This window comes from Mesorhizobium sp. YM1C-6-2 (genome assembly GCF_003666685.1).
GTDB lineage: Bacteria > Pseudomonadota > Alphaproteobacteria > Rhizobiales > Rhizobiaceae > Mesorhizobium_K.
Genome location: NZ_RCIZ01000001.1, coordinates 628,509 through 653,981, shown reverse-complemented (window position 1 = coordinate 653,981; position 25,473 = coordinate 628,509). Strand labels below are relative to the sequence as shown.

Below are 25,473 nucleotides of genomic sequence, written 5' to 3'. Positions count from 1 at the left end.
GCTCAGGCCCACTCGCCCTGCCGGAAGACCGGCACCCGGCTGCCGTCCGCGCGGACCCCATCGATGTCGATCCGGTTCGAGCCGATCATCCAGTCGATGTGGATGAGGCTCTTGTTTCCGCCCTGCGCGGCGATCTGCTCCGGCGTCAGCCTGTCGCCGCCGACGAAGCACTTCGAATAGCACTGGCCGAGTGCGATGTGGCACGAGGCGTTCTCGTCGAACAGCGTGTTGAAGAAGAGGATGCCGCTCTTCGAGATCGGCGACGAATGCGGCACCAGCGCCACTTCGCCGAGGCGACGCGCGCCGTCGTCGGTGTCCAGCACCTTGTTCAGTACGGCCTCGCCGCGCGCGGCTTTCGCCTCGACGATGCGGCCCGCCTCGAAACGCACCGAGATCTCGTCGATCAGCGTGCCCTGGTAGGACAGAGGCTTGGTGCTCGACACATGGCCCTCGACCCTCAGCGCATGCGGGGTGGTGAAGACCTCCTCGGTCGGGATGTTGGGGTTGCAGACGATGCCGTTCTTGGCGACCGAGGCGCCGCCCTGCCACTCATGGCCGTCGGCGAGGCCGATCGTCAGGTCGGTGCCTGGGCCGGTATAGTGGAGCGCGGCAAACCGCTCGCCGTTCAGCCATCCAGTGCGGCCCTGCAGCGCCTTGTTGTGGTCCTGCCATGCCGAGACCGGGTCGGCGACGTCGACCCGCGAGGCGGAGAAGATCGCCTCGGCCAGCTTCGCCACCGCCACACTCTCCTCGTCGTCCGCGAAGACCTGCTTCGCCCACGAGACACCGGGATAGGCGACGATGTTCCAGTTGATGTCGAAGCCGGCGATCTTCTCCAGGGCGGGCTGGTAGGCGATCGAGTTTGCCTTGTTGGCGCGCGCGACCTTTTCCGGGTCTTCGCCCGAGAGGAGCATCGGATTGTCGCCGACGATGGCGAGGCGGGCGGTGTTGGCCGAGAACGCCTTCGCCATTCCCTCGAAGAGCCAGGACGGCGCGCGGTCGAAGCTGGCGTCCGGCGCGAAGCGGTAGCGGTTGAGCGTGATCTCCTCGTCGGACAGGATCGGGGTAACAATACCGGCGCCGGCCTCGTAGGCGTGCCTGGCGATCCGCCGCACCAGGGGCAGGGCGGCGGCGGGCGCGGTGAGGAGCAGATCCTGGCCCGGCTGCAGGTTCAGGCCGACCCTGACGGCCACCTCCGCCAGCCGGTCGAGCTTCGCTGGATCGATCTGGGCCGTGACGTTCGGGGCATGAGTGGTCATGTGTTTCGTCCTGCGGATGCTGTTGGTGTCGACGTGCTTGCGCGATCGGGCACCATTCAGCAAGTCACAATCAAGCGGATTTTTGTCAATCGCAGGCCCGTTGCCGCGACACTGCCTCTTGCAGTCGGCTCAAAAGTGAATACCATTCTGTTTTGAGCCCAGGAGGGAACGATAATCCTTCCGGGTCCAAACAGGGGAACATGGGAGCTTCAACATGAAGAAGCATGGTTTGCTGGCGGCCGGCTGCATGATGGCCGCCGCTTCTTTCGTTACATCGTCCGCCCAGGCGCAGGACAAGCCGGTCTTCGGTCTGGTCATGTCCTTCAGCGGCTGGTTCCAGCCGATCGACGCCGACACGATCGCCGGCGCCAAGCTCGCCGTTGACGACATCAATGCGGCGGGCGGCGTGCTCGGCCAGCCGATCGAGATCGTCGAGTTCGACAACAAGTCCGAACCGCCGCTCGGGGCGGACGGCGCGATCGACGTCATCGACAAGGGGGCCAAAGCGATCCTCTTCCCGTCCGACTTCGACTTCGGCGCACCGGGCGCCTTCGTCGCGCAGCAGAAGAACGTCATCGCGTTCTCGGCGGCCTCCGATCCGAAATTCGGCGTCCAGGGCGTCGGACCGCTCGCCTATTCGCTCTCCAACGCCGGCCAGGCGCAGGGTGCGCTGATGGCCGAATGGGCTTACAACACCAAGGGCTGGAAGAAGGCCTACGTCCTGCTCGACAACACCATCTCCTACACCAAGTCGCTGTGCGGCAGCTTCGCCGAGCGCTGGAAGGAAGTGGCCGGCGCCGAAGGCCTGCTCGGCGAGGACACGTTCCTCAACGGCGACGCCTCGGTCGCCGCGCAGGTGACCCGCATCACCAGCCTGGCCGAGAAGCCGGACGTCGTGTTCCTCTGCTCCTACGCGCCGGGCGGCCCGAGCGCCATCCGCCAGATGCGCGCCGCCGGCATAGAGGCGGCGATCCTCACCGGTGAGTCCATGGACGGCGACTACTGGATCGGCAGCGTGCCCGACCTCAGCAATTTCTACGTCGTCAACTACGGCTCCAAATATGGCGACGACCCGGACCCCGAGGTGAACGCCTTCTTCGAGCGCTTCGAGAAGAAATACGGCAAGAAGGCCGACGTCTCCTACGGCCTGCGCGGCTACTCCGCCGTCCAGGCCTGGGCGAAGGCGGCCAACAAGGCCGGTTCGCTCGACGGCGACAAGGTCGCGGCGGTGCTGAACACATTCGACAAGGAACCGCTGGTTGTCGGGCCGACGACCTGGACCGAAGACCTCCACATCGCGACGACGCGGCCGATGTCGATCATCGGCGTACAGGACGGGAAATTCGCGGCGGAAGGGCGTTTCTCGGTCGAGAAGTTCCCGCAGTTCTGACAGTATCGCCTGCAGACGTGGGAGGCGGCGCCTTGGAGCTTGCGGCCGAGCGTGTATCCGTCCGCTTCGGCGGGCTGGTGGCGAACGACGACGTGTCGCTCGCCATCGCACCCGGCGAGGTGCTCGGCCTGATCGGGCCGAACGGCGCCGGCAAGACCACGCTGGTCAACATACTGTCGGGCTTCCAGCGCCCGCATGCCGGCGCGATCCGGCTTGCCGGGACCGAGATGACGGGCCGCAAGCCCGGCGCCTTCGCGCGAGCGGGCATCGTGCGCAGCTTCCAGGCCGTGCGGCTGTTTCGCGGCCTCACCGTTTCCGAGAATGTCGAGGTCGGGCTGGTCGGACGGGGCCTCGGCCGCGCCGAGGCGAGGCGGCGGGCGCTTGCCCTGCTCGCCGATTTCGACCTTCTCCACCGCGCGGCGCAGCCGGCGAGCGCGCTGAGCTACGGCGAGGAGCGCCGCGCCGGCCTGGCACGGGCATTGGCGCTCGAGCCGCGCTTCCTGCTGCTCGACGAGCCGGCGGCCGGCCTGGCGGCGGCTGAGGCCGAGGAACTGAAGCGCGCCATCCTGTCGATCCGCGAACGCCACGGCTGCGGCATACTCGTCATCGAGCACAACATGGCGCTGGTGATGAGCCTCTGCGACCGCATCCACGTGCTCGGCGGCGGCAGGACCATCGCATCCGGGCGGCCCGACGAGATCAGGGCCGACCCGGCGGTGCGCACCGCCTATCTCGGAAGCACCGCGGCATGACGGACCATTCCGACAAGCCTTCCGGCGACAGCCTGGTCGAAGTCTGCGGCCTCGTCGTCCGCTATGGCGGCATCGCCGCCGTGCAGGGCGTCGACCTCCGCATCGGTGCCGGCGAAGCCGTCGCCATCGTCGGGCCGAACGGCGCCGGCAAGACCTCGCTGCTTTCGGCGATCGCCGGCATCGTGCGTCCGTCGGCGGGGACCGTCGAGGTGAGCGGCAGGCCGCTTGCCGGGCTGGCCCTTTCCGACGTCGTCCGCCAGGGCATCGCGCTGGTGCCGGAGGGACGCAACATCTTCGGCAGCCTGACCGTGATGGAGAATCTGCGGCTCGGTGCGACGCCGAGGCGAGACGCTTCGGTCGCGGCCGACATCGACCGCGTCTTCGCTGATTTCCCCATCCTCGGCGAGCGGCGCGACCAGCCGGCCGGGCAACTCTCCGGCGGCGAACAGCAGATGCTGGCAATCGCGCGGGCGATGCTGTCGAAGCCGCGTCTGCTGATGCTCGACGAACCGTCGCTCGGCCTCGCGCCGACCATCGTCGACAAGGTCTACGAGCTGCTCGGGCAGATACGCGCCCAGGGCGTCGCGCTGCTGGTCGTCGAACAGAACGCGGCGCGCGCCTTCGCGCTTGCCGACCGCGCCTGCGTGATGAGCCGCGGCGTCTTCACGCTGACCGGCACGCCGGAAGAGATCGGGCGGCACGAAGCGTTCGACGCCGCCTATTTCGGCGTCGCCATGACTCCGACAGCGGGCGCGGCATGATGGGGCAGGCGATCCAGGTGCTGGTCGACGCCGTCAGCGTGGGTGGCCTCTATGCGCTCACCGCGCTCGGCATCGGGCTGATCTTCGGCGTCATGCGGCTGATCAACTTCGCCCATGCGCAGCTCATCATGATCGCCGGCTACGCCGTGCTTCTCTTCTTCGCGCAGTCGGCAGCGCTCGCGGTGCTGGGTGCGGTTGTCGGCGCCGTACTGCTCGCCCTGCTCATCGAACGCACCGCCTTCCGCCCGCTGCGCGGCGCCGATCCGGCGACGCTGCTGATCGCCTCCTTCGCGGTGAGCTTCTTCATCGAGAAGACGATGATCATGCTGGTCGGCTCGCGGCCGAAGGGCGTCGACTTCCTGTCGGCGCTGGCGCGACAGGTGGAGATCGCCGGCGTCAGGCTGCAGCTTCTCCAGCTCGTCACCATCCTGGTCAGCGTCGTGCTTCTGGTGGCGACGACCTGGTTCCTCAAGTCGACACGGCTCGGTCTCGAAATGCGCGCCGCGGCGGAGAATTTCCGCATGGCGGAGGTGCTCGGCATCCGCGCCAACCGCGTCATCGCAACCGCTTTCGCGATCAGCGGCCTGCTCGCGGCGGCGGTCGCCTGCCTCTTCGTCGCGCAGACCGGGCTGGTGCAGCCGCGCATGGGGCTGCAGCTCGTCATCATCGCCTTCGTCGGCACCGTCATCGGCGGGCTCGGCAGCCTGCCGGGCGCTGCCTTCGGCGGCTTCCTGGTCGGCGTCGCGACCATACTGCTGCAGGCGCTGCTGCCGCCGGAGCTTCGCGTGTTTCGCGAAGCGTTCCTGTTCCTGGCGGTAGCCGTCGTGCTCGTCGTCCGGCCTCAGGGGCTGATCCCGGCGCGCGGCCTCAAGGAGCGGATATGAGCACGCGCGGAAGCGCCATCTTCGACGGCGGCCGCATCGTGCCGCTGCTCATCCTGATCGCGGTCGTTCTCGCGCTCGCGGGTGCTGCCGAATTCGCGCCGACCGTCGTCCAGAGGCGCATCACGCAGGGGCTGATCAATCTCGTCGCCGTGGTCGGCCTCTATGTCTTCGTCGGCAATTCCGGCGTGCTTTCCTTCGGCAACGTCGCCTTCATGGCGATCGGCGCCTATGTTTCCGCCCTGCTCACCATGCCGGCGGCGGCCAAGGGCGTCTTCCTGCCCGACTTGCCAGCCTTTCTCGCCGCAACCGAATGGCCGGGGCTCGCAGGCGCGCTCGCAGGCGGCGCGGCGGCGGCGCTGGTCGCGCTGGTCGCCGGCTTTCCGCTGATGCGGCTCTCCGGCATCTCCGCGAGCATCGCGACCTTCGCGATCCTCGTCGTCAGCTATGTCGTGCTCGGCAACTGGACCTCGGTCACCGGCGGGCAGAACTCGCTGATGGGCCTGCCGATCTATGTCGGCCTGTGGACGGCCGCCGGCTGGGCGGTCGCGGCCATCGTCGTTGCCTTCCTGCACCAGGAATCGCGCTCGGGCCTGCTGCTCAGGGCCTCGCGAGAGGACGAGGTGGCGGCGGCGGCGTCCGGCGTCCACATGGTCTCGCACCGGCTCGCCGCCTTCGTCATCAGCGCCTTCGTCTCGGGCATCGCCGGCGTGCTGCTCGCGCATTTCCTCGGCACGGTCAGGGTCGAGACCTTTTATCTCGACCTCACCTTCCTCATCATCGCCATGCTGGTGATCGGCGGCATGCGCAGCCTAACCGGCGCGGTCGCCGGCGCGATCGTGATCACGCTGCTGACCGAACTGATGCGCCTCGCCGAGATCGGCGTCACCGTGGGCGACATGACCATCGCCGCGCCGGGCGGACTCGGCGACGCGCTGCTCGCTCTGCTGATGCTCCTCATCATCCTCTTCCGCCCGAACGGCATTGCCGGCGGGCGCGAGATCTCCTGGCCCTTCGGGCCTGCAACACCAACGACTGAAACCCAGCCGAGGAAACCGCAATGACCGACAATCTGCCGCCGCCGCCCAAGGTCGATCCCGAAGCGCTGACAGAGGTCGCGCCGGGCGTCCATGTCATCGGCGACCGCCGCGTGCCGCTGGTGCCCAATATCGGCATCGTGCTCGGCAAGGATGCGGCACTCGTCGTCGACACCGGCATGGGGCCGGAGAACGGGCGCAAGGTGCTGGCGGCGGCGAAGCGCCTGGCCGGCGGCCGCAAGCTGATCCTGACGCTGACCCATTTCCACCCAGAGCACGGTTTCGGCGCCCAGGCCTTCAAGGGCGAGGCCGAGATCGTCTACAACGCCGCCCAGCGCGACGAACTCGCCGCCAAGGGCGCGGCCTATCTCGGCATGTTCCGCACCTTCGGCCCTGGCGTCGCCGGCGCGCTCGAAGGCACCGAGATCGTCATGCCGGACGAAGTCTATGACGGCGCGACGAAGACGATCGACCTCGGCGGCCGTACGGTGGAATTCAGCACCTACGGCCTTGCTCACACCAAAGGCGACCAGGTGGTCAGCGTTCCCGACGCGGGCGTCGTCTTCGTCGGCGACCTCGCCGAGGAACGCATCTTCCCGATCTTCCCCTGGTTTCCGCCCGATGACGCCGACATCGACGCCGACAACTGGATGCGCGTCCTCGCTTCGATAGAGGCGGCGAAACCAAGGATCGTCGTGCCGGGCCACGGGTCGATCGGCGGCGTTGAAATTCTTGCCGCCGTGCGCGGCTACATGCTCGACCTCGGGCCGAGGGTGGCGGCAGAGTTGAAATCCGGCAAGGGTAAAGACGATATCGTCGCCACGCTGGGGCCGAAGGTGCGCGCCGAGCATCCGGACTGGGAAGCGCCCGAATGGATCGATTTCGCCATACGCTATTTCGCCGACAAATCCTGAATCCTGCCCGAACGCCGTGAGGCCAGAATGACGAAGGCGCTGATCGCGCTGCACTTCCAGAACGACATCTGCCACCCCGACGGGCTGATCCCTTTCGCGGTCGACCGGTCGGCGGCGGCGCCCGCCCTCTTCCTCGACCGGGCGAGGACGCTGATCGCGCGAGCGCGCGAGGCGGGCTGGCTGATCGCGCATGTGCACATCGCCTTCCAGCCGGACTATTCCGACCTGCCGCGCAATGCGAGGCTGTTCAGGGCAGCGGGGGAACTCGGTGCGCTGAAACGGGGATCATGGGGCGCAGCGCCCCTGCAGGGCTTCGAGCCCGCGCCTGATGACGTGGCGCTGATCCACATCTGCAACAACGCCTTCCACGGCACCGGGCTGGAGGACATCCTTCGCGGGCGCGGCGTCTCCGACGTCGCCGTCGCCGGGCTCGCCACGCAATATTCGGTCGAGCATACGGTCAGGCACGCGGCCGACCTCGGCTATGCCGTCACCATGGTGCGGGACTGCTGCGCAACGGCGAACGCCGCGGCGGCCGAAGCCTCCTTCGCGGCCATGGCGATGCTGGCCGACGTCAGGAATCTCGACGAGATGACGTTCTGACGGCAGCGCGGCCGGTCAGCCCTTCACCTGCTTCAGGTCGGGCGACGGTGCGCTGACGATGAGATCGGTCATCGCGTCGATGGCCGGCACGGTCTTGTCGCCCCGTACGCCCAGATAGGCGCCGGTGACGAAGCCGTTGAACGACATGAAGAGCACATGCGCCAGGCTGACATAATGCGTCAGCCCATGCAGCGGCTTCGGCTCGGCGGCCTTCAGCATGCGGGCAACATGCTGCTCGCACCACTCGAGCAACTCGCCGCTGTAATGGTCGGCGGGCGTCGCCGTGGAGACGGCCTGCATCAGATTGTTGGCGAAGAAATTCTGCTCGTTGGGGATGTCGCGCCAGATCGTCTCGACGATGCGGCGAACCTTGGCGCGATGCCCGTCGACCGCCTTCAGCTCGCCTTCCAGCCGGTCGAGGCGCGACTTCAGCCACGGGCTGTACACCTGGTAGAACAGGTCGAGCTTGGTGTCGAAATAGGTGTAGATCGCGGAAGGGGCGACGCCGGCGCGCTGGCCGATCTCGTTGGTCGACGTGCCGACATAGCCCTTTTCAAAAAAGAGCTGTGTCGCGGCCTCGAGGATCGCATCGCGCACCTCCGCCTTCTTGACCTGCACCATGCCTTCACCTTCGAACCGCTGCCTGTTCTGGCGTAGACATTTCGGGGCCAAGGTTCAAGCCGGACAGGCCGCCGGCGCGATGCAGTCACTCCGCCGCCGGCTCCCAGACGCCCAGCTTGCGCAGGGTCTTCACCTCTTCCCTGATCTGCGCCGTCAGGGCGTGGATCGCGATGGTCGTCGGCCGCTGGCTCGATGTCGCCAGCAGAAGTTCCCGCTCGATGGAGGGATTGCGGATGCGCCAGTAGTTGATGCGTCCCTCCGCCACCAGGTGATGCACGCTGGAATAGGACAGGATCGTGTAGCCGATGCCGCTTTCGACGAGGCGCAGCGTGGAGGGCATCGCCTCGACCTCGAGGTCGATCCTCGGTTCTATCCCGGCCGCGCCCAGGACCTGGTCGAGAAGCAGTCGCAGCCCGTGCGGGCGCGCCGGCAGGATCATCGGCAGCTCTGCCAGCATCGAGGCTTCGACCGGCCCCTCTCCCAGGGCGCAGGGATCGTCCTTCGCGCCGAGCAGGAAAAGCTCGTCGCGCAGGAGCGGCTCGGCCAGGAGATTGTTCATGCGGGGAGCATTGTAGAGGACAGCGACGTCGATCTTGCCCATCACCAGCCACTCCAGCAGATGGCCGCTGAAGCCTTCGACCAGACGCATGCTGATCTGTGGAAACGCCTCGCGAAAATTGCGCACAAGCGGCGGCGTCAGCACGACGCCGACCGAAGGCGGCATGCCGATCACGATGGTGCCCCTGGGGTTGGAGCGCAGGGCCGCAAGCTCGGTCGTCGCGCGGGAAGCCTGTTCCAGTATGGCCGACGCATAGTTCTCGAGCAGCTTGCCCGCCTCGGTCAGCACGATGCCGCGGCCGTTGCGGTAGAGGAGCGAGACGCCGAGTTCCTCCTCGAGCGCCTTTATCTGGCGGCTGATGACCGACTGGCTGACCGAAAGGGCGACAGCGGCACGCGAGAAGCTCCCGAATTCGGCGACCGCGTTGAAGAGCTGGAGCTGTCTGAGGTCAAACATCGATAGGCTTTCCGCGACATTCTCCGGGTGGAGCCTGCACCGGCTCCGGCTGCAAAGCTGTTATGCCGTGTTTGACGCTTATCCAAGCCCGTCTGGACGACTAAGCTGGCCGGCGATCCCCGTCCAGGGGCAAAGGACAGTGCCTAGGAGACATGCCGGTGCAACACGAGACGCTTGGTTTCATCGGGCTCGGGCGGATGGGCGGTCCAATGGCGCGACGGCTTGCCGACGCCGGCCATCGCGTGTTCGTGCACGATGCGCGCGCCGGCGCCGCCGCCGACATCGGCCGCGATTCCGTGATCCCACTCTCGTCGCCGGAAGAGGTCGCGTCGCAGGCCGAGATCGTGTTCTGCAGCCTGCCGACCCCGGCGATCGTCCGCGAGGTGGTGCTGGGGGCAAAGGGAATTGCGCAGGGCTCCAAGGTGCGCGTCGTCGTCGATCTCTCGACCACGGGGCCGAGCATGGCCGCCACGATCGCGAAGGAACTCTCCGGCAAAGGAATCGCCTGGGTCGATGCGCCGGTGTCCGGCGGCATAGCCGGGGCCACCAACGGCACGCTGGCGGTGATGATCTCGGGCGGCGAAGCCATTTACCGGGAAATCGAGCCGATCCTCGCCAATTTCGGACGGCAGTTCTTCTGCGGGGAAACCGCCGGGACCGCCCAGGTCGCCAAGCTCGGCAACAACATGATCGGCGCGGCCGTCATCCTGCTTTCGGCCGAAGCGCTGGCGATGGGCGTCAAGGCAGGACTCGACCCGAAGGTGATGTGCGACATCATCAACGCGTCGAGCGGCCGCAACAGCGCCACGCAGGACAAGTTCCCCCGCGCGGTGCTGCCCGGCACCTTCGACTTCGGCTTCTCGACCGCCCTCGCCTACAAGGATGTCCGCCTCTGCGTGGACGAGGCGGAGACGCTCGGCGTGCCGATGGTGGCGGGCTCGCTCGTGCGGCAGATGCTGGCGGCGACCAATGCGCGCTTCGGCCCGGATTCCGATTTCACCTCGATGGTGAAGATCGTCGAGGAATGGGCCGGCGTGGAAATCCGCGCCTGAACGCGGTGACAACCGCGGCGGATCAATCCCGAAGGGCCACGCCTGGACAGAAATCCCGGCGGCGCCAGACAACCTCAATCATCTGCCAAACAGGAGTGACCTCATGACCAACGACGTTTTCGAACGCGGCTTCGCCATCCGCAAGGAAGTGCTCGGCAAGGACTATGTCGAGAAATCCTTCGCCGCCGCTGACGACTTCAACCGGCCGATGCAGGAGCTCGTGACCGAATATTGCTGGGGCGCGGTGTGGGGCCGCGAAGAACTGCCGCGCAAGACGCGCTCGATGCTGAACCTCGCGATGCTGAGCTGCCTCAACCGCCCGCACGAACTGAAGCTGCATGTAAAGGGCGCGCTGAAGAACGGCGTCAGCAGGGACGAGATCCGCGAGGTCCTGCTGCAGGTCGCGATCTATGCCGGCGTGCCGGCTGGCGTCGATTCCTTCCGCATCGCGCGCGAAGCCTTCGCCGAAGTCGACGCGCAGAAGGCCTGAGCCGGCGCTGGGGATCGCCGGGGCTCGGCCGGAGCCCCGCCGCGCCGTTCCGGCAATAGCCGGTCCAGCGCGGCGGGTGCGCCGGGCGAAGCTCAGCCGATCGGCGTGTCGCTGTCACCCTCGCGGACGTGGCTCGGCAGCCCGATCCGGCCGAGCAGCTCGAGGAACGGCCCGTATCGCGCGCGAAGCCTTCGCCGAAGTCGACGCGCAGAAGGCCTGAGCCGGCGCTGGGGATCGCCGTGGCTCGGCCGGAGCCCCGCCGCACCGTTCCGGCGATAGCCGGTCGAGCGCGGCGAGTGCGCCGGGCGAAAGGTCAGCCGATCGGCGTGTCGCTGTCCGCCTCGCGGACGTGGCTCGGCAGCCCGATCCGGCCGAGCAGCTCGAGGAACGGCCGCGCCGGCAGATCCTCCACGTTCACCATCTTCCCGGCATCCCATTCGCCGGTCGCGATCAGCATGGCGGCCGCGACCGCCGGCACGCCGGCCGTATAGGAGATGCCCTGGCTGCCTACCTCTTCGAACGCTTCCTTGTGGTCGGCGACGTTGTAGATGAATATCTCGCGCTCCTTGCCGTCCTTCACGCCCTTGACGAGATCGCCGATGCAGGTCTTGCCGGTGTAGCCGGGAGCCAGGGACGACGGGTCGGGCAGCACTGCCTTCACCACCTTGAGCGGGACAACCTCGACGCCTTCGGCCGTCGTCACCGGCCGCTCGGAAAGCAGGCCGAGATTGTTCAGCACGTTGAAGACGTTGATGTAGTGGTCCCCGAAGCCCATCCAGAAGCGCACGTTCGGCACGCCGAGGATCTGCGACAGCGAATGCACTTCGTCATGGCCGGTCAGATAGGCCTTCTGCTTGCCGACAACCGGCAGGTCCCACTCCTTGCCGACCTCGAACATCTTGTTGGAGGTCCACTTGCCGTCCTGCCATGACCACACCTGGCCGGTGAACTCGCGGAAGTTGATCTCCGGATCGAAGTTCGTAGCGAAGTACCGTCCATGGCTTCCGGCGTTGATGTCGATGATGTCGATGGAATCGATCCGGTCGAAATACTCGTCCCTGGCAAGCCGCGCGTAGGCGTTCACCACGCCCGGGTCGAAGCCGGCGCCGAGAACCGCCGTGACGCCCGCCTTCTCGCATTCCTCGCGACGCTTCCACTCGTAGTTGGCGTACCAGGGCGGCGCCTCGCACACCTTCCTGGGATCTTCATGGATGGCGGTGTCGATATAAGCAGCGCCGGTACCTATGCAGGCCGACAGCACCGACATGTTCAGGAATGCCGAGCCGACGTTGATGACGATCCGCGCGCCCGTACTTTCGATCAGCTTTTTGGTCGCCTCCACGTCCATAGCATCGAGCGCGTGCGCCTCCAGCTTGCCATCGACCTTGAGAGCCTTCTTCTCATGGATGGACGCGACGATCGCTTCGCACTTGGCGAGCGTGCGCGAAGCAATGTGGATGTCGCCGAGCACATCGTTGTTCTGCGCGCATTTGTGCGCGACGACCTGGGCGACGCCGCCGGCGCCGATGATAAGGACGTGTTTCTTCATTTCGGGGGAGGTTTTCCTTCTTGCTGGGATTGCGGAGCCTCAGGAAAGGCTCGCTTCGTAATCGGCGTAGCCGAATTCGCGGACGGTCCGGACCGTTCCATCGAGCTCGCGGATGGCAATGGAGGGCATCCGCACGCCGTTGAACCAGTTCTTCTTTACCATCGTGTAGCCGGCGGCATCCTGGACCGAGATGCGGTCACCGACCTTCAGGGGGTGCTCGAAACGGAAGGTGCCGAACACGTCGCCTGCCAGGCACGACTTGCCGCAGACCATGTATTCATGAGCGCCTTCGTTGGGCTCGATCGTCGCTTCCTCGCGGTAGATCAGCAGGTCGAGCATGTGCGCCTCGATCGAGGAATCGACCACAGCGAGATGCTTGCCGTTGTAGAGCGTGTCGAGCACGGTGACCTCGAGCGTGGTGCTTTCCGTCACCGCCGCCTCGCCAGGCTCGAGATAGACCTGCACGCCGAAGCGGTCGGAAAACGCACGCAGACGGTCGCAGAGCGCGTCGAGCGGATAGTCTTCGCCCGTGAAGTGGATGCCGCCGCCGAGGCTCACCCAGTCGGCATAGCGCAGCAGTTCCCCGAACCGCTCCTCGATCTGATCCAGCATCCTGGAGAACAGGCCGAAATCCTCGTTCTCGCAATTGTTGTGGATCATGAAGCCGTTGATGCGGTCGAGCACGGCCTCCACCTTGCCGGGCTCCCACTCGCCGAGCCGGCTGAAGGGCCGCGCCGGGTCGGCAAGGTCGAAGCTGGACGAACTGACGCCGGGGTTGAGCCGCAGCCCGCATGCGATGCCGCCGGCGCGGGCGCTGAAGCGGTCGAGCTGGCCGATCGAGTTGAAGATGATCTTGTCGGCGTGGGTGATCGCCTCGTCGATCTCGTGGTCGGCCCAGGCGACGCTGTAGGCATGGGTCTCGCCGCCGAACCGCGTCCGCCCGAGCCGCACCTCGTTCAGGGACGACGACGTGGTGCCGTCCATGTAGGGACGCATGAAATCGAACACCGACCAAGTGGCGAAACATTTGAGAGCAAGCAGTGCCTTGGCGCCGGACTTCTCGCGCAGATAGGCGATGCGCTCCAGGTTGCGGAGCAGCCTGGATTTGTCGATCAGATAATGCGGCGTCTGGATCAGGTGCATGGCATCGGTTCTTCTGAGCGTTGTCGGGGAGCGGAAAGCTCCAGCGGATCGTTGACGGGAAGTCCGAGGAGGCGCCGTTTCATCGATCTTGCGGCCAGTGAAACGTTCACCGAAATCCGCGTCCGGCAGGCCTCCGTGAAGCGCGAGGCGTCGCCGGAAAGTTCGACGCCCCTGCGCAGGAACGGGGTGAAATCCGCGAAGCGGTCCGGGCGCGGGCGGAAGCCGCGGTCGTCGACGATCCCGATCCACTCGGCGGTGTGGTCCGCAGGTTCGCGCAGACGGCCGAGGATCGCAAGGAGTTCCTGCTGCAGCTCGGGCGTATTCTGCCGCATCGTGGCATCGGAAAGACGATGCAGCTCACAGGCGAGCTCGTATGCGTCGCGGCGGGGCTTCCTCCAGACGATACGCCGTCCATCGATGACGTCGATGTATTCGTCGATCGCCGGAACCGGCAGTTCCTCGCTCGCATGCGGCGCGAAGAGGACGAGCGGATCGCGCTCGTCGCGCCAGTCGCGCTTTCCGGCACGCTCGGTAAAAAGCCGTTTCGCGGACGGAAAGAAATCCAGCGTCGCCAGGATCGAATCGCAGATCTTCATCGACTTGGCGACGACGTCCGCGGCACTCGCCAGCGACAGGCCGGCCCGGTCGTGCAGGGCGTAGGAAATCGCTGCCCCGACACGCGCGCGCGGCGGCAGCGAGAACGGCAGCGGACTTGCCCCGCGGCCTGCCTCGCCATCGAGAACGTCGAGCAGCACGCGTATGTCATTCGCATCGCACATGAGCGCCGAGGCAAGGTCGCCCTCCATCAGCGCTCCCGTGTGCCAAGCGACCAGCAGTACCGGATCAGCCGACATACTCATGCCGTCGCCTGCCGGAAATGATAGGACTTCACCTGTCGCGCGGAGGGGCCTGTCAGGACCGATCGCCCGGCGCTGCCGGAATGCGAGCTCAGGGACCTGAGTAGCTCAGCCAGCCCCGGTTCCGCGACCGCCTCGCAGGCCGCATCGAGCGGCCACCACATCCGCTTGCGCTGACCCTTTTCCGGCCAGTCGACCAGGGTGCCCAGGACGTGCAGACCGAACACGGTCACGTAGCGTAGCTCGCGTGAGCCGTCCTCGCCCGGCCAGGAGTAGTGGTAGCTTCCGATCGGCTCGGTGCCGACATGGCCGATCACGCCCGCCTCCTCGAAGGCTTCGCGTTCGGCCGACTCCGAAGGCGAGCGGCCCTTCACACGCCATCCCTTCGGCACGATCCACCGGCCGCGGCGACGCGACGTCACCAGCATCACCTCGAGGAAGCCGCCCCTCATGCGCCAGGGCACGGCTGCGTACTGCCTTGCGACGTCAGGCTGTCCGGTCGCAAGGGCCTGCCGATTGCGCGCCTTCATAGCAGCACCTGCGACAGAACAGGCGGGTGCGCGGCCGGACGGCGGTGGGGTTCCGGCTGATCGGCCCAGGACGACGGCACGACGGCCGAAACGATGCACCAGGGACACCGGGAAGCCGCTCTCGGCAAGAGGCGGCTGCAGGAAAGACAAATGCGCCTTAAACGGGAAATTCTCATGTTACGCTCCATTGGTGCGACGCACGGCGCCGCAGGAATGAACCGCATAATTTTTCTGAAAATCCCGGAGCAGTAGTTAGGTGCGGAATTCAGAGGCGGAGAGCCTGCTCCGGGAAAGGACACGTCCTTCTCCGGCAAGCCTCGAAACCCTGATGAACGTCTCCATGCACATGCCCCTAACCTAGTCGCTTGTGCCGGCTACTTCAAGGCGACGCAATGTCACCTGCAAGACGCCGTCCGGCGATCAGATCATCGCAAACGCGACGAGCATCAATCCGAACATGCCGATCGCGATGATCGTTTTCGTGGTCCTGTCCAACTGGATGTCTCCGACTGCCGGACGCGACGGCAAAGCACCGCGCCCCTTTCCCGATCCGGGTGGCGTCCGAGCCTGAGCAGATCGCCACATGCAACTATCTTCAGGCAGCCTTTCGAAGCTCGTCGGAAGGCTGCTCTGCTGGCGCCTGCGTGGGGACCGGCGCTGCCTCGCCCTTCGGCCAGATGAGCCCCTCCACCACGCGCGGGATGTCGTTTCTCGACAGTCCGATGTCGGCGAGCTGCCCGTCGGTGAGGCCTTGCAGATTGGCCGTCGCCCGGCGCCGCTGCCAGCGTTGCATCGCGCGGAAAAGGAGCTGCACGATTGTCACCCGCGGCCCGCGCCGCGTACCGCCACGCTTCGGGGGCGAGGGCTGGACGATCAAGTGGTCGGACATGTCATTCTCCATGGAACGGATCGATCGCGAGCGATCCGCACGACCAGCAGCGATGGCGGGGTTGCGTGATCAGCCGTGTCGAAGGTTTCGGCGGTCCATCGCGAAGGGGGCGCGATCGTTCGGCTGCGGCAGAAGGATCGCCGAGCCAGCGGGTTGCCTGAGCGTGTCTCGCCAGGAACGAATTTCCCCGAGCCGGCGGACGTCTGCGTCCTTGCCGCCCGGGGCTAGGACCGGTTCAGCAGAGACGCCGAAACAAGCAGGTACTTATGGCGACCGGAGAACATCATGCCCTCAATGTGATCGCTTCGCGCCGCCGTTTCAATCGGTTGCGGCCGGATGCGGCCTTTGGACGCTCGGAACCGGATCGGCGAAGTCATGCGTTTGACTTTCCGGCCGGCCTGTCCATGATGCCGCCCGTGAACAAGACTTCAGTCCATAGACTTTTCTTCCGGGGGCGGCCCAAGACGGGCCGCTAGCCCTGGTTTGGCGGACGAGGCTCCGCCGGACCAGGGAAGCTTTCCTAATCGAACTCAACGGTCTTGAGCGTCCTCAGCGGCTGCGCGTCGGCAGCCGGGGCGCTGCTCGACCATGCAAGAAGGAAAACCGGAAATGTCCAAGCGAAAAGGCAATCGAGAAGCGCGCAAGCCGAAGCAGAGCAAGGAGGGTAAGGTCCAGGCCGCTACCACCATCTCCGGGCTCAGCGCGCAGGCCGGCGCTCCGGCGAAGCGGCGCTAGGCGCTTTTCGGACGACGGCATCCAACGGGCGGCGGCGCTCCGGTCACCGGGCGTCGCCGTCCCCGTCTTCCGCTTCCGTCCGGCCCTGCTGTTCCCTTCGCGAGGCGAGCCGGGCGGGAACACCCGCGTTGCCCTCGGTGCGGTCCCGATAGAGCACGGCCCGGGCGAGCAGCATCAGCGTGACCGGCGTGGTGACCGTAATGAACACGCCGATCAGAATCTCGTGCACGACGAGGCGCGAGCCCAGCACCGAGAAGCAGACGATCGATCCCAGCACGATGGCGCCGGTTCCCCAGCTCGTGCCCAGCGTCGGCGCGTGGACGCGCTCGAAGAAGGTTGCGAAGCGCAGGGTTCCGATAGCGCCGAACAGCGTAAGCCCGGCGCCGATCAGCACCAGGAGCGCGGTCAGCAGCGCAGCCCATGCGGGGAGCATCTCGGCGTGCATCATTCGATGACCTCTCCGCGCATGAGGAACTTGGCGAGCGCGATGCTCGATACGAAGCCGATGGTCGCGATCGCCAGCGCCGCCTCGAAATAGAGCGAGCTGCCGGTGCGGATGCCCATCGTGAGCACCAGCAGCATGGCGCAGACATACATGGCGTCGAGGCACAGGACCCGGTCCTGCGCGCGCGGCCCGCGGGCGAGCCGGTACGTGTAGCATGCCATGGCGATCACCAGCATCGCCTGAGCGATGGTGATCGACCATACGAGGATGGCGGCGCTCATTCGAAGATCTCCATCAGCATCGCCTCATAACGTGTCTTGATGAGGGTGACCCATGCCTCCTCGTCGACCAGGTCGAGCACATGGATCAGCAGGACGCCGGAATCCGCCCCGTATTCGATCCAGGCGGTGCCTGGCGTGCTGGTCACGATGCAGGCCAGCACCGCCAGCCCGGTCCTGTCGCGCAGGTCGAGCGGTATGGCGACGAACCCAGCAACCCGTTCGCGCCGGCGGCCCTGCAGGATGATGCTCGCCACCGCGATGTTGGAGCGCAGGATGTCGAGCAGGACGATGCCGATCAGGAACGGGATGAGCTGCCAGCGCCTGAGCTTCGGCTTGGAGGGCTGCAGGGCGGCCATCGCGCGGCCCGCCAGGATGGCGACCACCGCCCCGAGCAGGAAATGGCCGAGCGAGAATGCGTTGAGCATCATCCACATCACGATGAGGGATGCCGTCAGCAGCGGATAGGGTAGCACCCGGCTCATCTGGCGACCGCCCCGGCTTCGGCCGGTCCTGCAACCGGCTGCAGGACGCCGCCGATATAGCTCGCGGGAGCATGCAGGGAGCGCGCGGCCGCCTCTGTGTAGCGGATCATCGGCCCGCCCTGCACGGTCAAGGCGAGGCAGAGCCCGATCAGCAGCATGACCGGCGCCACCTCGACCACCAGGACGCGCGGGACGATCACCTCAAGCGGCGCCCAGAATGTGCGGATGCCGGTGCGCATCATGGCGACCAGCGCAGCCAGTCCCGACAGGATGATGAGTGCGACCAGCACCCAGGTGCGGGCCGGAATGTCCGTCGGGCTCCCCAGCCCGTCCAGGTTCATCATCGCCGTCAGCAGGGCAAACTTGGCGATGAATCCGGACAAAGGCGGCAGGCCGGCGAGCAGCAGGGCGAGACAGCCGAAGCAGACGCCGAGGACGGCGAGCGCGCCCGGCATGATCACGCCGACCTCCTCCTCGTCGTCTTCCTCCGCGTCGACCTCGTCGCCATAGGCTTCCATAGTGACGGTGAGCAGGTCGGCGCCGGGTTCGCGCGCGCGCTCGACGAGCTCGATCAGCATGAACAGCGCAGCGGTGGTGAGGGTGGAGCTGACCAGATAGAACAGAGCGCCGGACACAACCGCCGTGTCGCCCATGCCGACGGCCGCTAGAAAGGTGCCCGACGAGATGAGCACGCTGTAGCCGGCGAGACGGCCCATCGCCTGCGAGGCGAGCACGCCGGCCGTGGCGAAGGCGACAGTCGCCATCCCTCCCCAGAGCAGGACCATGCCTCCGAAGCCGGTCAGCTCGCCCGCCGCGCTGCCAAAGAGGAGGAGCGTCAGGCGAAGGAGCACGTATACGCCGACCTTGGTAAGCAGGACGAAGACCGCGGCGACGGGGGCACTGGCCGCCATGTAGGCGGAAGGCAGCCAGAAGCAGAGCGGCCACATGCCGGCCTTGACCAGGAACGCGACGCCGAGGATCGCGGCGCCCGCCTGCAGCAGCATCCGGTCCTGGGGGGCCACCTCGGGCAGTCGTACCGCGAGATCGGCCATGTTGAGGGTGCCGGCGACGCCGTAGATCAGGCTGACGCCGACAAGGAAGAGCAGCGAGGCGGCGAGATTGATCGCGATGTAGTGCAGGCCGGAGCGCACGCGGAACGCGCCGGAGCCATGCAGCAGCAGCCCGTAGGAAGCCGCAAGCGTGACCTCGAAGAAGACGAAGAGGTTGAACAGATCGCCGGTCAGGAACGCGCCGCCGAGCCCCATCAGCAGGAACTGGAAGAGCGTGTGGAAATGCGGCCCGGCCCGGTGCCAGCGGGCCAGCGAGAAGACCAGCGCAGCGGCGGCCACCACCGCGGCGAGCACGAGCATCAGCGCCGCCAGACGATCGAGCACGAGGACGATGGCGAAAGGCGCCGGCCAGTTCCCCATCGCGTAGGACAGGGACAGCGCCTCGCTCCCATCGGGAACGCCATCGGCGATGCGCATCAGCACCAGCGCGACGACCAGGAGCATCAGGGTCGACGCCAGGTTGATCAGCGCCTTCAGCGAATGCCGCAGCTCGTCGATGAGGAGAAGCGCCGCTCCGGTCACCAGCGGCAGCAGGATCGGCACGATGAGCAGGTGTCGGGACCAATCCATCAGCGAGATTCCCGTCCGTCGACATGATCGCTGCCGGTGAGCCCGCGCGCTGCGAGCAGCACCACCAGGAACAGCGCAGTCGTCGCGAAGCCGATCACGATGGCGGTCAGGACCAGCGCCTGCGGGACCGGGTCCGCGAAGCCCGCGGGATCGGCGAGGCCGTCCGGTCCGAGCACGGGTGCTGCGCCGACGCGCAGGCGGCCCATGCTGAAGATGAACAGGTTGACCGCATAGGACAGCAGCGAAAGCCCGATGATCACCTGGTAGGTGCGCGGACGCAGCAGCAGCCAGACGCCCGAACCGGTGAGAACGCCGATCGCGATGGAAAGCGTGAGTTCCATCACGGGTTCTCCTCGATGCGGGCGGCCCGCAGCCGGCGGATCGACTGGTGGGCGAGAGCGATGAGCATCAGCACCGTGGCGCCGACCACGAGACCGAACACGCCGAGATCGAAAAGGGCAGCGCTCGCCAACGGCACCTTGCCGACCAAGGGCAGCTCCGCGTAGCGGAAATACGAGGTGAGGAACGGATCGCCGAACAGCATCGAAGCAGTGCCGGTCAAGGCCGCCAGCAGCAGGCCGCCGCCGATCCAGACGACGGGGAGAATGCGCAGCCGGTCTTCCACCCAGACGGTTCCCGCCGCCATGTACTGGAGGATGAATCCGGCGGCCATCGCCACGCCCGCTGCGAAGCCGCCGCCGGGGGCGTCGTGGCCGCGCAGCAGAAGATACGCCGCCAGCACGATGATCACGGGGAACATCCACTGCATGATCACCGAGGGCACGAACAGATAGTCGGTCGCCGTCGCGCCGGGTTCCCGGTCCGGCTCCGCTTCGTCATAGGAGCGCTGGATGCGCTGCTGCTCAGGCCGTTCGATGGTGTCGGGGGCCGGACGGAACCGGCGCAGGAGGGCGAAGACCGTCAGCGCGACGATGCCTAGCACCGTGATCTCGCCCAGCGTGTCGAAACCGCGGAAGTCGACGAGGATCACGTTGACGATGTTGCGCCCGCCACCCTCGGCATAGGATTTCTCGACGAAGAAGCTGGCGATCGATTCAGGCGGCGCGCGGGTCAGCACGGCGTAGGCGATCGTCGCCATGCCGGCGCCGGCCATCACCGCAAGCGCCAGGTCGCGGAAGCGGCGCAGGCGGGCAAGACCGCCATCCGGCTCGGCCAGGGTCTGCGTGCGCTTGGGCAGCCACCGCAATCCCAAGAGGATGAGAACGGTGGTGACGATCTCGACGACGAGCTGCGTCGCCGCCAGGTCCGGCGCCGACAGCCAGACGAAGGTCATGCAGGTGACGAGGCCCGTCCCTCCCATCAGGACGAGAGCCGCGAGGCGATGGAATTTCGCCTGATAGGCGGCGGCGACGGCGCAGATCATGCCGACGACCCACAGCCCGACAAAGGCGGGGTCGGTCACCCCGATCCCGTATTGGCCGAAGCCGAGGCCAGCATAAAAAAGCGGGACGGCGGCAGCGATTATCGCCGTCGCCACGACCAGGCGCAGCTGCGGCTGCAGGCGCCTCGTGCCGAATATGCCCTCGACGAGACGCGCCCACCGCCAGGACATGGCGACCATGACGAGTTCGAAGATACGGTAGCCGTCGATCCGGCCAATAAGCAGGGGCCGTTCGGAACGTTCGAGATAATCGCCCGCCACGAGATAGAGGAGCGCGCCGCTCGCCAGCGCAACGATGCTCATCACCAGCGGAAGGTTGAAGCCGTGCCAGATCGCCAGGCTGTACTGGGGCGTCTCGGCGCCGAGCACAGACGACACGGCCGTGTGCAGGAAGGGACCGATGGTCAGGCCCGGTATGATACCGACGACCAGACAGGCGATCACCAGGAACATGACCGGGAAGCGCATCCAGAACGGCGGCTCGTGCGGCTCGCGCGGGAAGCTCTCAGGCGGGGCACCCAGGAAGATCGAATGGATGAGGCGGATGGAGTAGGTCACCGCGAGCGCGCTGCCGAGCACGGCCGCATAGGGCGCGGCGGTGTCGAGCCAGGAGTCGGCATGGGTCTCGACCGCCTCGGCGAAGAACATCTCCTTGGAAAGGAAGCCGTTCAGCAGCGGAACGCCGGCCATGGCGGCGCTGGCGACCGTCGCCAGCGTGCCGGTGATCGGCATGTAGCGGAAAAGCCCGCTCAGCCGCCGCAGGTCCCGCGTGCCGGCCTCGTGGTCGATGATGCCCGCAGCCATGAACAAGGAGGCCTTGAAGGTCGCGTGGTTGAGCATGTGGAAGATGGCGGCCACCGCGCCGAGCGGGCTGCCGAGGCTGAGCAGCAGCGTGATCAGTCCCAGATGGCTGATCGTGGAATAGGCCAGCAGCCCCTTCAGGTCCTGCTGGAACATCGCGAGATAGGCGCCGAGCACCAGCGAGGCCATTCCCGCGAGGCCCACTATGATGAACCATTCGGGCGTGCCCGATAGCACCGGCCACAGCCGCGCCATGAGGAAGACACCGGCTTTCACCATGGTGGCGGAATGCAGGAACGCCGAGACCGGCGTCGGCGCGGCCATCGCGTTGGGCAGCCAGAAGTGGAACGGGAACTGCGCGCTCTTGGTCAGCGCGCCGAGCAGGATCAGGACCAGCGTCGGCACATAGAGTTCATGCGAACGGATAAGGTCGCCCGACTTCAGCACCTCCTCGAGATCGTAGCTGCCGACGATATGGCCGACGAGAAGCACCCCCGCCAGCAGCGCGAAGCCCCCAATCGCGGTGACGGTCAGGGCCATACGGGCGCCATCGCGCGCCGCCTGGTTATGGTGCCAGTAGCCGATCAGCAGGAAGGAGAAGATGCTGGTGAGTTCCCAGAACACCACCAGAAGGATGAGGTTGCCCGAGAGGATCACGCCGAGCATCGACCCGGTAAACGCCAGGAAGAAAAGGTAGAAGCGGCGGACGGGATCTTCGGGCGAGATGTAGTAGCGGGTGTAGATGACGACCAGAAAGCCGATGCCGCTCACCAGCATGGAGAAAATCCACGCGAAGCCGTCCATCCTGAGCGTGAAGTCGAGACCCAGCGAGGGTACCCATTCGACCTGGTAGCGGACGCTCTCGCCGTCGGCGACGGATGGATAGAGGATGGCCGTCAGCACGAGGCAGGCCAGCGTGGTGATGCCGGCGAGCCAGGTTGCGGGATCGCGCGAATCGGACGGAAGCAGGACCACCGCGAGACCGGCCACGAAAGGCAAAGCGAGGATCAGAAATAGCGGCGAAAGCTCCATCACTCTCCTTGTGGCTGCGACGCGTCAACGATTCCTTAAGCTATCGATGATGATCCGCCAACGGGAGAAGCGAATTCCTCACGCGCGGAAGCCCAGGCAGCGCACGTTTCCCGCGCGTTGCGGCCGACCCGCACCCTCGGCTTTCACCCATAGAGGCGCCGGCAGGCTGGAACCGGGCATGCCCCATCCCATCGCCGACTCTCAGCCCGAGAAGCGTGATCCCGGCGGAAGGCCATCGAAAGCTCGGCGGGCGGCCATGTCCCCTCGCCTTGAAGAACCGCAAGACGACGTTCGGGGCTGCCCCGTCCCGTCTATTCCGTAGGTGACGAACCGGTCAAGGGACAGGGTGTCGCTCGCGAACTCGTCCGGTTCGGGAAGGCCCGCCGGACCGAGTTCGCCGAGAAGCGCCGACGCGGGCTCACGCGGCCGAGGGACCGGGATCGTCGAAGCCGTCGGTATCGGCGGGAACGGGGCTGGCAGAAACCGGCTTGGGCCGGTCGTTGAGGGCACCATGGATCAGCTTCAGCGCGGGCTTGAGCTTCACCGACGCGGACTGCTCGGCGGCGATGGCATCCTTCTGGCGCTTGGCGGCTTCCGGCTGGTAGTGCACCTTTTCGAGCAGCATTCGCTCCTCGATGCCATCGCCGTTGACCAGCGCGAACTCCTGGCCTTCAGCGAGACCGAGCAATCCGAGCCCGCGCGGCGTGTTGATCGACAGGAACAGCCCGACAGCCGAGCTCATCTGGTCGTGCGAGAGCACGCGCGTGTCAGACTTGCGTCCATCGACGCTGAAGGTCACGCGGCTGCTCAAGGTCGCGACGTTCTCGGGAACGTCGTCGCGAAAGACCACCAGGGCGGATTCGATCTTTCGCTTCAGGATGGGCGCCAGCGGGTCGCCGGTGCCGAGGCAGCGGTCGCGCATGACTTCGAGAATGGTGAAGTCCTTGGTCGTCAGTATGCAGGTTTCGGTCGGCATCGCAGTTCTCCATCGCTCGCCCGGAGCGGTTGCAGTGAAACGGAATGGAGAATCCCCTGGCCGCACGAAGCGGCGCAGGGGCTACGATCCTGTGAGGAGACAGCCTCCGTAAAGCGACAGGCGGCAACGCGGCATGCTCATGGTCACGCCGTCCGCAGTTCGGTCTGCGCGGAATCAGGAACCGCCGCGGCGACCGGCCCGACGCTTTCCACCGTAAGCTGGTGGGTGCGGCCGTCGCGCGCAGTCCAGTCGATCGACTGGCCGGCCGACAGGCCGATCAAAGCAGCCCCGATCGGCGTGAGGATCGAGATCTTGCCTTCGGCGATATCGGCCTCGCCCGGGAAGACGAGCGTCACGCTCCGATCCTCGCCGGCGTCGGTCTTGAAGCGCAGGCTCGAACCCATGCGGACAACGTCGGCGGCGATCCGCCCGTCATCGACGACGCGGGCGCGGTCGAGCTCCGCGAGGAGTTGCTCCGCCACGGCCGGGTTTCTTTCGGAATAGGATTCCGCGAGGCGCGACAGCCGCTCCTGATCGGAGCGGGTCATCGTGATTGCGGGCTTGCGTAGTTTCTTGGTGGGGGGAGCCATTGCGGGCCTCCTCGTTATGATGTCCCCCGAAGGCGCAGCAGCGCCTCAGGCATGACTATTTCGTTTGTGGAATTGATGTCGCCCTGTGCAGCTTGCGGGTCATCCCGCGGGGCGGGAAACTTAAGCCGCTACCCCGCGGCCGGGGCGCGACACGACCAGGCCGGGGGCTAGTGTCCCGCGATAGGGCACACCCGATTGAGCAGAAGAGTGAGGCGCTTGGTCGACATGCGACGAAGGTGGGGGCTGGGAGACGGAAAGTCAAGCAGCGCCCGGATTCGGAAGATGCCCGTTTCAGGCCGTGCGAAGCCCGACGGGCAGAAACGGAGCCCGGGCCCGCCGAGAAAGCGGGCCCGGGCTCCGCCGGTTGCTAGAACTTGCTATTTTCGTCGTAGAACTTGATCGCGTTGTCCTTGGTGATGATCGGCGACGGCAGCGCGGTCTCTTTTTCGGGCGAGCCACCGGCGACGATCGCCATGGCGCGGTTGAAGCCGGCGCGGCCGATCTGGTCGGAGGAGTTGCGGCCGGTGGCGCCGTAGTTCGAGCCCTCGCGCATGATCTCCTTCAGCGTGCCCATCTCGCCGTCGACCGAGGTGATGAAGATCTGCTCGGCCTTGCCGGCGTCGCCGATCGCCTTCTGCGCGCCGAGACACATGGAGTCGTTTTCGCAGAACACGGCGTTGAGGTCGTCGTTCTTGGAGAGCAGGTCCTCCATCTGGGTGAACCCGCCGTCGGCGCTCCACTCACCCCAGCCCGGCGCCACGACCGCCTCGATGCCGGTGCCCTGGAACTTGGACTGCACGCCTTCCGAGCGGTTGGAGCCGATCGTGTTGTCGGCCGGGCCGCCGCGGATGACCGCCACCTTGCCCTTGCCGTCGAGGCGCTTGACGATGTAGTCGCCGATGCCCTCGCCGATGACGCGGTTGTCGGGGCCGACCCAGGCGGTGAAATCGCCGCCCTTGAGCAGGCGGTCGACCATGACGATCGGCGTGCCGGCCTGGTTGATCGATTCCAGCGCGGCCGGAGCCGCCTCGATCCAGGCGCCGGAGATGATGAACACGTCTACGTCCTGGTTGAGCAGGTCCTCGACGTCGGAGGTCAGCTTGGCGACGTCGCCCTTGGCGTCGGTCGACAGCACCTTGACGTTGGAAAAGTGGCTCGCCTCATCCTTCACGGCGGCGTCCATGCCGACGAAATAGGCGCAGCACAGCGACAGGTTCACCATGCCGATCTTGATGTCCTCGTCCTGGGCGGACGCCGGCATCGCGCCGAGCGCCGACAGTGCAAGGCCTGCCGCAGCAGCGTTTCTCAGTTTTCCGAAAAGTGTCATTCCATCCTCCCTTGATGAG

General features: G+C 66.4%; 27 protein-coding genes. 10 read left to right on the top strand and 17 right to left on the bottom strand.

The genetic code is table 11. From position 1 onward, the window contains the following. Window positions 1–2 precede the first annotated feature (2 nt). Entirely contained in the window at window positions 3–1,259 is a 1,257-nt protein-coding gene (locus D8676_RS03195) for an aminopeptidase (RefSeq protein WP_121579364.1), read from the bottom strand. A gap of 214 nt (window positions 1,260–1,473) precedes the next feature. Here D8676_RS03195 and D8676_RS03190 point away from each other — a divergent pair, with 214 nt between their 5' ends. From D8676_RS03190 to D8676_RS03160, 7 genes are read left to right on the top strand one after another with little or no spacing between them, the layout of a single operon-like run. Next, on the top strand, window positions 1,474–2,649 hold the full coding sequence (locus D8676_RS03190; protein WP_121579363.1) for an ABC transporter substrate-binding protein: 1,176 nt from the start codon (window positions 1,474–1,476) through the stop codon (window positions 2,647–2,649). 32 nt (window positions 2,650–2,681) lie between these two features. Beyond that, on the top strand, window positions 2,682–3,401 hold the full coding sequence (locus tag D8676_RS03185) for an ATP-binding cassette domain-containing protein (protein ID WP_121579362.1): 720 nt from the start codon (window positions 2,682–2,684) through the stop codon (window positions 3,399–3,401). Beyond that, complete coding sequence (locus tag D8676_RS03180; RefSeq protein WP_121579361.1) at window positions 3,398–4,162, top strand: ABC transporter ATP-binding protein; 765 nt, start codon at window positions 3,398–3,400, stop codon at window positions 4,160–4,162. Before D8676_RS03185 ends, D8676_RS03180 begins: the two co-directional genes overlap by 4 nt. Continuing rightward, window positions 4,162–5,046 carry a branched-chain amino acid ABC transporter permease gene (locus D8676_RS03175; protein WP_121579360.1) on the top strand — a complete coding sequence of 295 codons (885 nt, stop codon included), beginning with the start codon at window positions 4,162–4,164 and terminating at the stop codon, window positions 5,044–5,046. The genes D8676_RS03180 and D8676_RS03175 overlap by 1 nt, the downstream gene beginning before the upstream one ends. After that, window positions 5,043–6,107 (top strand): branched-chain amino acid ABC transporter permease, encoded by a 1,065-nt coding sequence (locus D8676_RS03170; RefSeq protein WP_121579359.1) that lies wholly within the window; start codon window positions 5,043–5,045, stop codon window positions 6,105–6,107. The genes D8676_RS03175 and D8676_RS03170 overlap by 4 nt, the downstream gene beginning before the upstream one ends. Beyond that, entirely contained in the window at window positions 6,104–6,994 is an 891-nt protein-coding gene (locus tag D8676_RS03165) for an MBL fold metallo-hydrolase (protein WP_121579358.1), read from the top strand. The genes D8676_RS03170 and D8676_RS03165 overlap by 4 nt, the downstream gene beginning before the upstream one ends. Window positions 6,995–7,021: 27 nt before the next feature. Then, window positions 7,022–7,597, top strand: coding sequence for a cysteine hydrolase (locus tag D8676_RS03160; RefSeq protein WP_121579357.1), 576 nt, complete (start codon window positions 7,022–7,024; stop codon window positions 7,595–7,597). Between the two features lie 15 nt (window positions 7,598–7,612). Here the strand turns inward: D8676_RS03160 and D8676_RS03155 are convergent, their stop codons facing one another. Beyond that, a complete protein-coding gene (locus tag D8676_RS03155; protein WP_121579356.1) occupies window positions 7,613–8,218 on the bottom strand; it encodes a TetR/AcrR family transcriptional regulator in 606 nt (201 codons plus the stop codon). Between the two features lie 85 nt (window positions 8,219–8,303). After that, a complete protein-coding gene (locus D8676_RS03150; protein ID WP_121579355.1) occupies window positions 8,304–9,233 on the bottom strand; it encodes a LysR substrate-binding domain-containing protein in 930 nt (309 codons plus the stop codon). Between the two features lie 152 nt (window positions 9,234–9,385). On the opposite strand from D8676_RS03150, the gene D8676_RS03145 reads away from it, so the two are divergent. Further along, window positions 9,386–10,285, top strand: coding sequence for an NAD(P)-dependent oxidoreductase (locus D8676_RS03145; RefSeq protein ID WP_245426539.1), 900 nt, complete (start codon window positions 9,386–9,388; stop codon window positions 10,283–10,285). 103 nt (window positions 10,286–10,388) lie between these two features. Further along, entirely contained in the window at window positions 10,389–10,775 is a 387-nt protein-coding gene (locus D8676_RS03140) for a carboxymuconolactone decarboxylase family protein (RefSeq protein ID WP_121579354.1), read from the top strand. A 313-nt stretch (window positions 10,776–11,088) separates the two neighbouring features. Here D8676_RS03140 and D8676_RS03135 read toward each other — a convergent pair whose 3' ends face one another. From D8676_RS03135 to D8676_RS27200, 5 genes are all read right to left on the bottom strand, one after another. Further along, on the bottom strand, window positions 11,089–12,324 hold the full coding sequence (locus D8676_RS03135) for a saccharopine dehydrogenase family protein (protein WP_121579353.1): 1,236 nt from the start codon (window positions 12,322–12,324) through the stop codon (window positions 11,089–11,091). Between the two features lie 39 nt (window positions 12,325–12,363). Then, complete coding sequence (locus D8676_RS03130) at window positions 12,364–13,461, bottom strand: carboxynorspermidine decarboxylase (protein ID WP_121579731.1); 1,098 nt, start codon at window positions 13,459–13,461, stop codon at window positions 12,364–12,366. Then, a complete protein-coding gene (locus tag D8676_RS03125; protein ID WP_147448142.1) occupies window positions 13,458–14,327 on the bottom strand; it encodes a hypothetical protein in 870 nt (289 codons plus the stop codon). The genes D8676_RS03130 and D8676_RS03125 overlap by 4 nt, the downstream gene beginning before the upstream one ends. Beyond that, window positions 14,324–14,854 (bottom strand): NUDIX hydrolase, encoded by a 531-nt coding sequence (locus tag D8676_RS03120; RefSeq protein WP_121579351.1) that lies wholly within the window; start codon window positions 14,852–14,854, stop codon window positions 14,324–14,326. The genes D8676_RS03125 and D8676_RS03120 overlap by 4 nt, the downstream gene beginning before the upstream one ends. 595 nt (window positions 14,855–15,449) lie before the next feature. Next, window positions 15,450–15,743, bottom strand: a complete 294-nt coding sequence (locus tag D8676_RS27200; protein WP_210210693.1) for a DUF1127 domain-containing protein — start codon at window positions 15,741–15,743, stop codon at window positions 15,450–15,452. Window positions 15,744–16,352: 609 nt separating this feature from the next. On the opposite strand from D8676_RS27200, the gene D8676_RS27830 reads away from it, so the two are divergent. Continuing rightward, window positions 16,353–16,478, top strand: a complete 126-nt coding sequence (locus D8676_RS27830) for a hypothetical protein (protein WP_281034265.1) — start codon at window positions 16,353–16,355, stop codon at window positions 16,476–16,478. Between the two features lie 43 nt (window positions 16,479–16,521). Here the strand turns inward: D8676_RS27830 and mnhG are convergent, their stop codons facing one another. From mnhG to D8676_RS03070, 9 genes are all read right to left on the bottom strand, one after another. Further along, entirely contained in the window at window positions 16,522–16,926 is a 405-nt protein-coding gene (mnhG, locus tag D8676_RS03110; RefSeq protein WP_121579349.1) for a monovalent cation/H(+) antiporter subunit G, read from the bottom strand. Continuing rightward, window positions 16,923–17,204 (bottom strand): K+/H+ antiporter subunit F, encoded by a 282-nt coding sequence (locus D8676_RS03105; RefSeq protein WP_121579348.1) that lies wholly within the window; start codon window positions 17,202–17,204, stop codon window positions 16,923–16,925. The genes mnhG and D8676_RS03105 overlap by 4 nt, the downstream gene beginning before the upstream one ends. Next, the gene (locus tag D8676_RS03100; RefSeq protein WP_121579347.1) at window positions 17,201–17,686 is read right to left on the bottom strand and encodes a Na+/H+ antiporter subunit E; all 486 of its coding nucleotides are present in this window, start codon (window positions 17,684–17,686) and stop codon (window positions 17,201–17,203) included. The genes D8676_RS03105 and D8676_RS03100 overlap by 4 nt, the downstream gene beginning before the upstream one ends. Continuing rightward, complete coding sequence (locus D8676_RS03095; RefSeq protein WP_121579346.1) at window positions 17,683–19,326, bottom strand: monovalent cation/H+ antiporter subunit D; 1,644 nt, start codon at window positions 19,324–19,326, stop codon at window positions 17,683–17,685. Before D8676_RS03095 ends, D8676_RS03100 begins: the two co-directional genes overlap by 4 nt. Then, window positions 19,326–19,667: a Na+/H+ antiporter subunit C gene (locus tag D8676_RS03090; RefSeq protein WP_121579345.1), complete on the bottom strand. Its 342-nt coding sequence runs from the start codon at window positions 19,665–19,667 to the stop codon at window positions 19,326–19,328. Before D8676_RS03090 ends, D8676_RS03095 begins: the two co-directional genes overlap by 1 nt. Beyond that, window positions 19,667–22,561 carry a monovalent cation/H+ antiporter subunit A gene (locus D8676_RS03085; protein ID WP_121579344.1) on the bottom strand — a complete coding sequence of 965 codons (2,895 nt, stop codon included), beginning with the start codon at window positions 22,559–22,561 and terminating at the stop codon, window positions 19,667–19,669. Before D8676_RS03085 ends, D8676_RS03090 begins: the two co-directional genes overlap by 1 nt. Before the next feature lie 418 nt (window positions 22,562–22,979). Then, window positions 22,980–23,537 carry a nucleoside-diphosphate kinase gene (locus D8676_RS03080; protein ID WP_121579343.1) on the bottom strand — a complete coding sequence of 186 codons (558 nt, stop codon included), beginning with the start codon at window positions 23,535–23,537 and terminating at the stop codon, window positions 22,980–22,982. Between the two features lie 143 nt (window positions 23,538–23,680). Next, on the bottom strand, window positions 23,681–24,127 hold the full coding sequence (gene rnk / locus D8676_RS03075; protein ID WP_121579342.1) for a nucleoside diphosphate kinase regulator: 447 nt from the start codon (window positions 24,125–24,127) through the stop codon (window positions 23,681–23,683). A gap of 367 nt (window positions 24,128–24,494) precedes the next feature. Beyond that, on the bottom strand, window positions 24,495–25,454 hold the full coding sequence (locus tag D8676_RS03070; protein WP_183096950.1) for a substrate-binding domain-containing protein: 960 nt from the start codon (window positions 25,452–25,454) through the stop codon (window positions 24,495–24,497). Window positions 25,455–25,473: the final 19 nt, after the last annotated feature.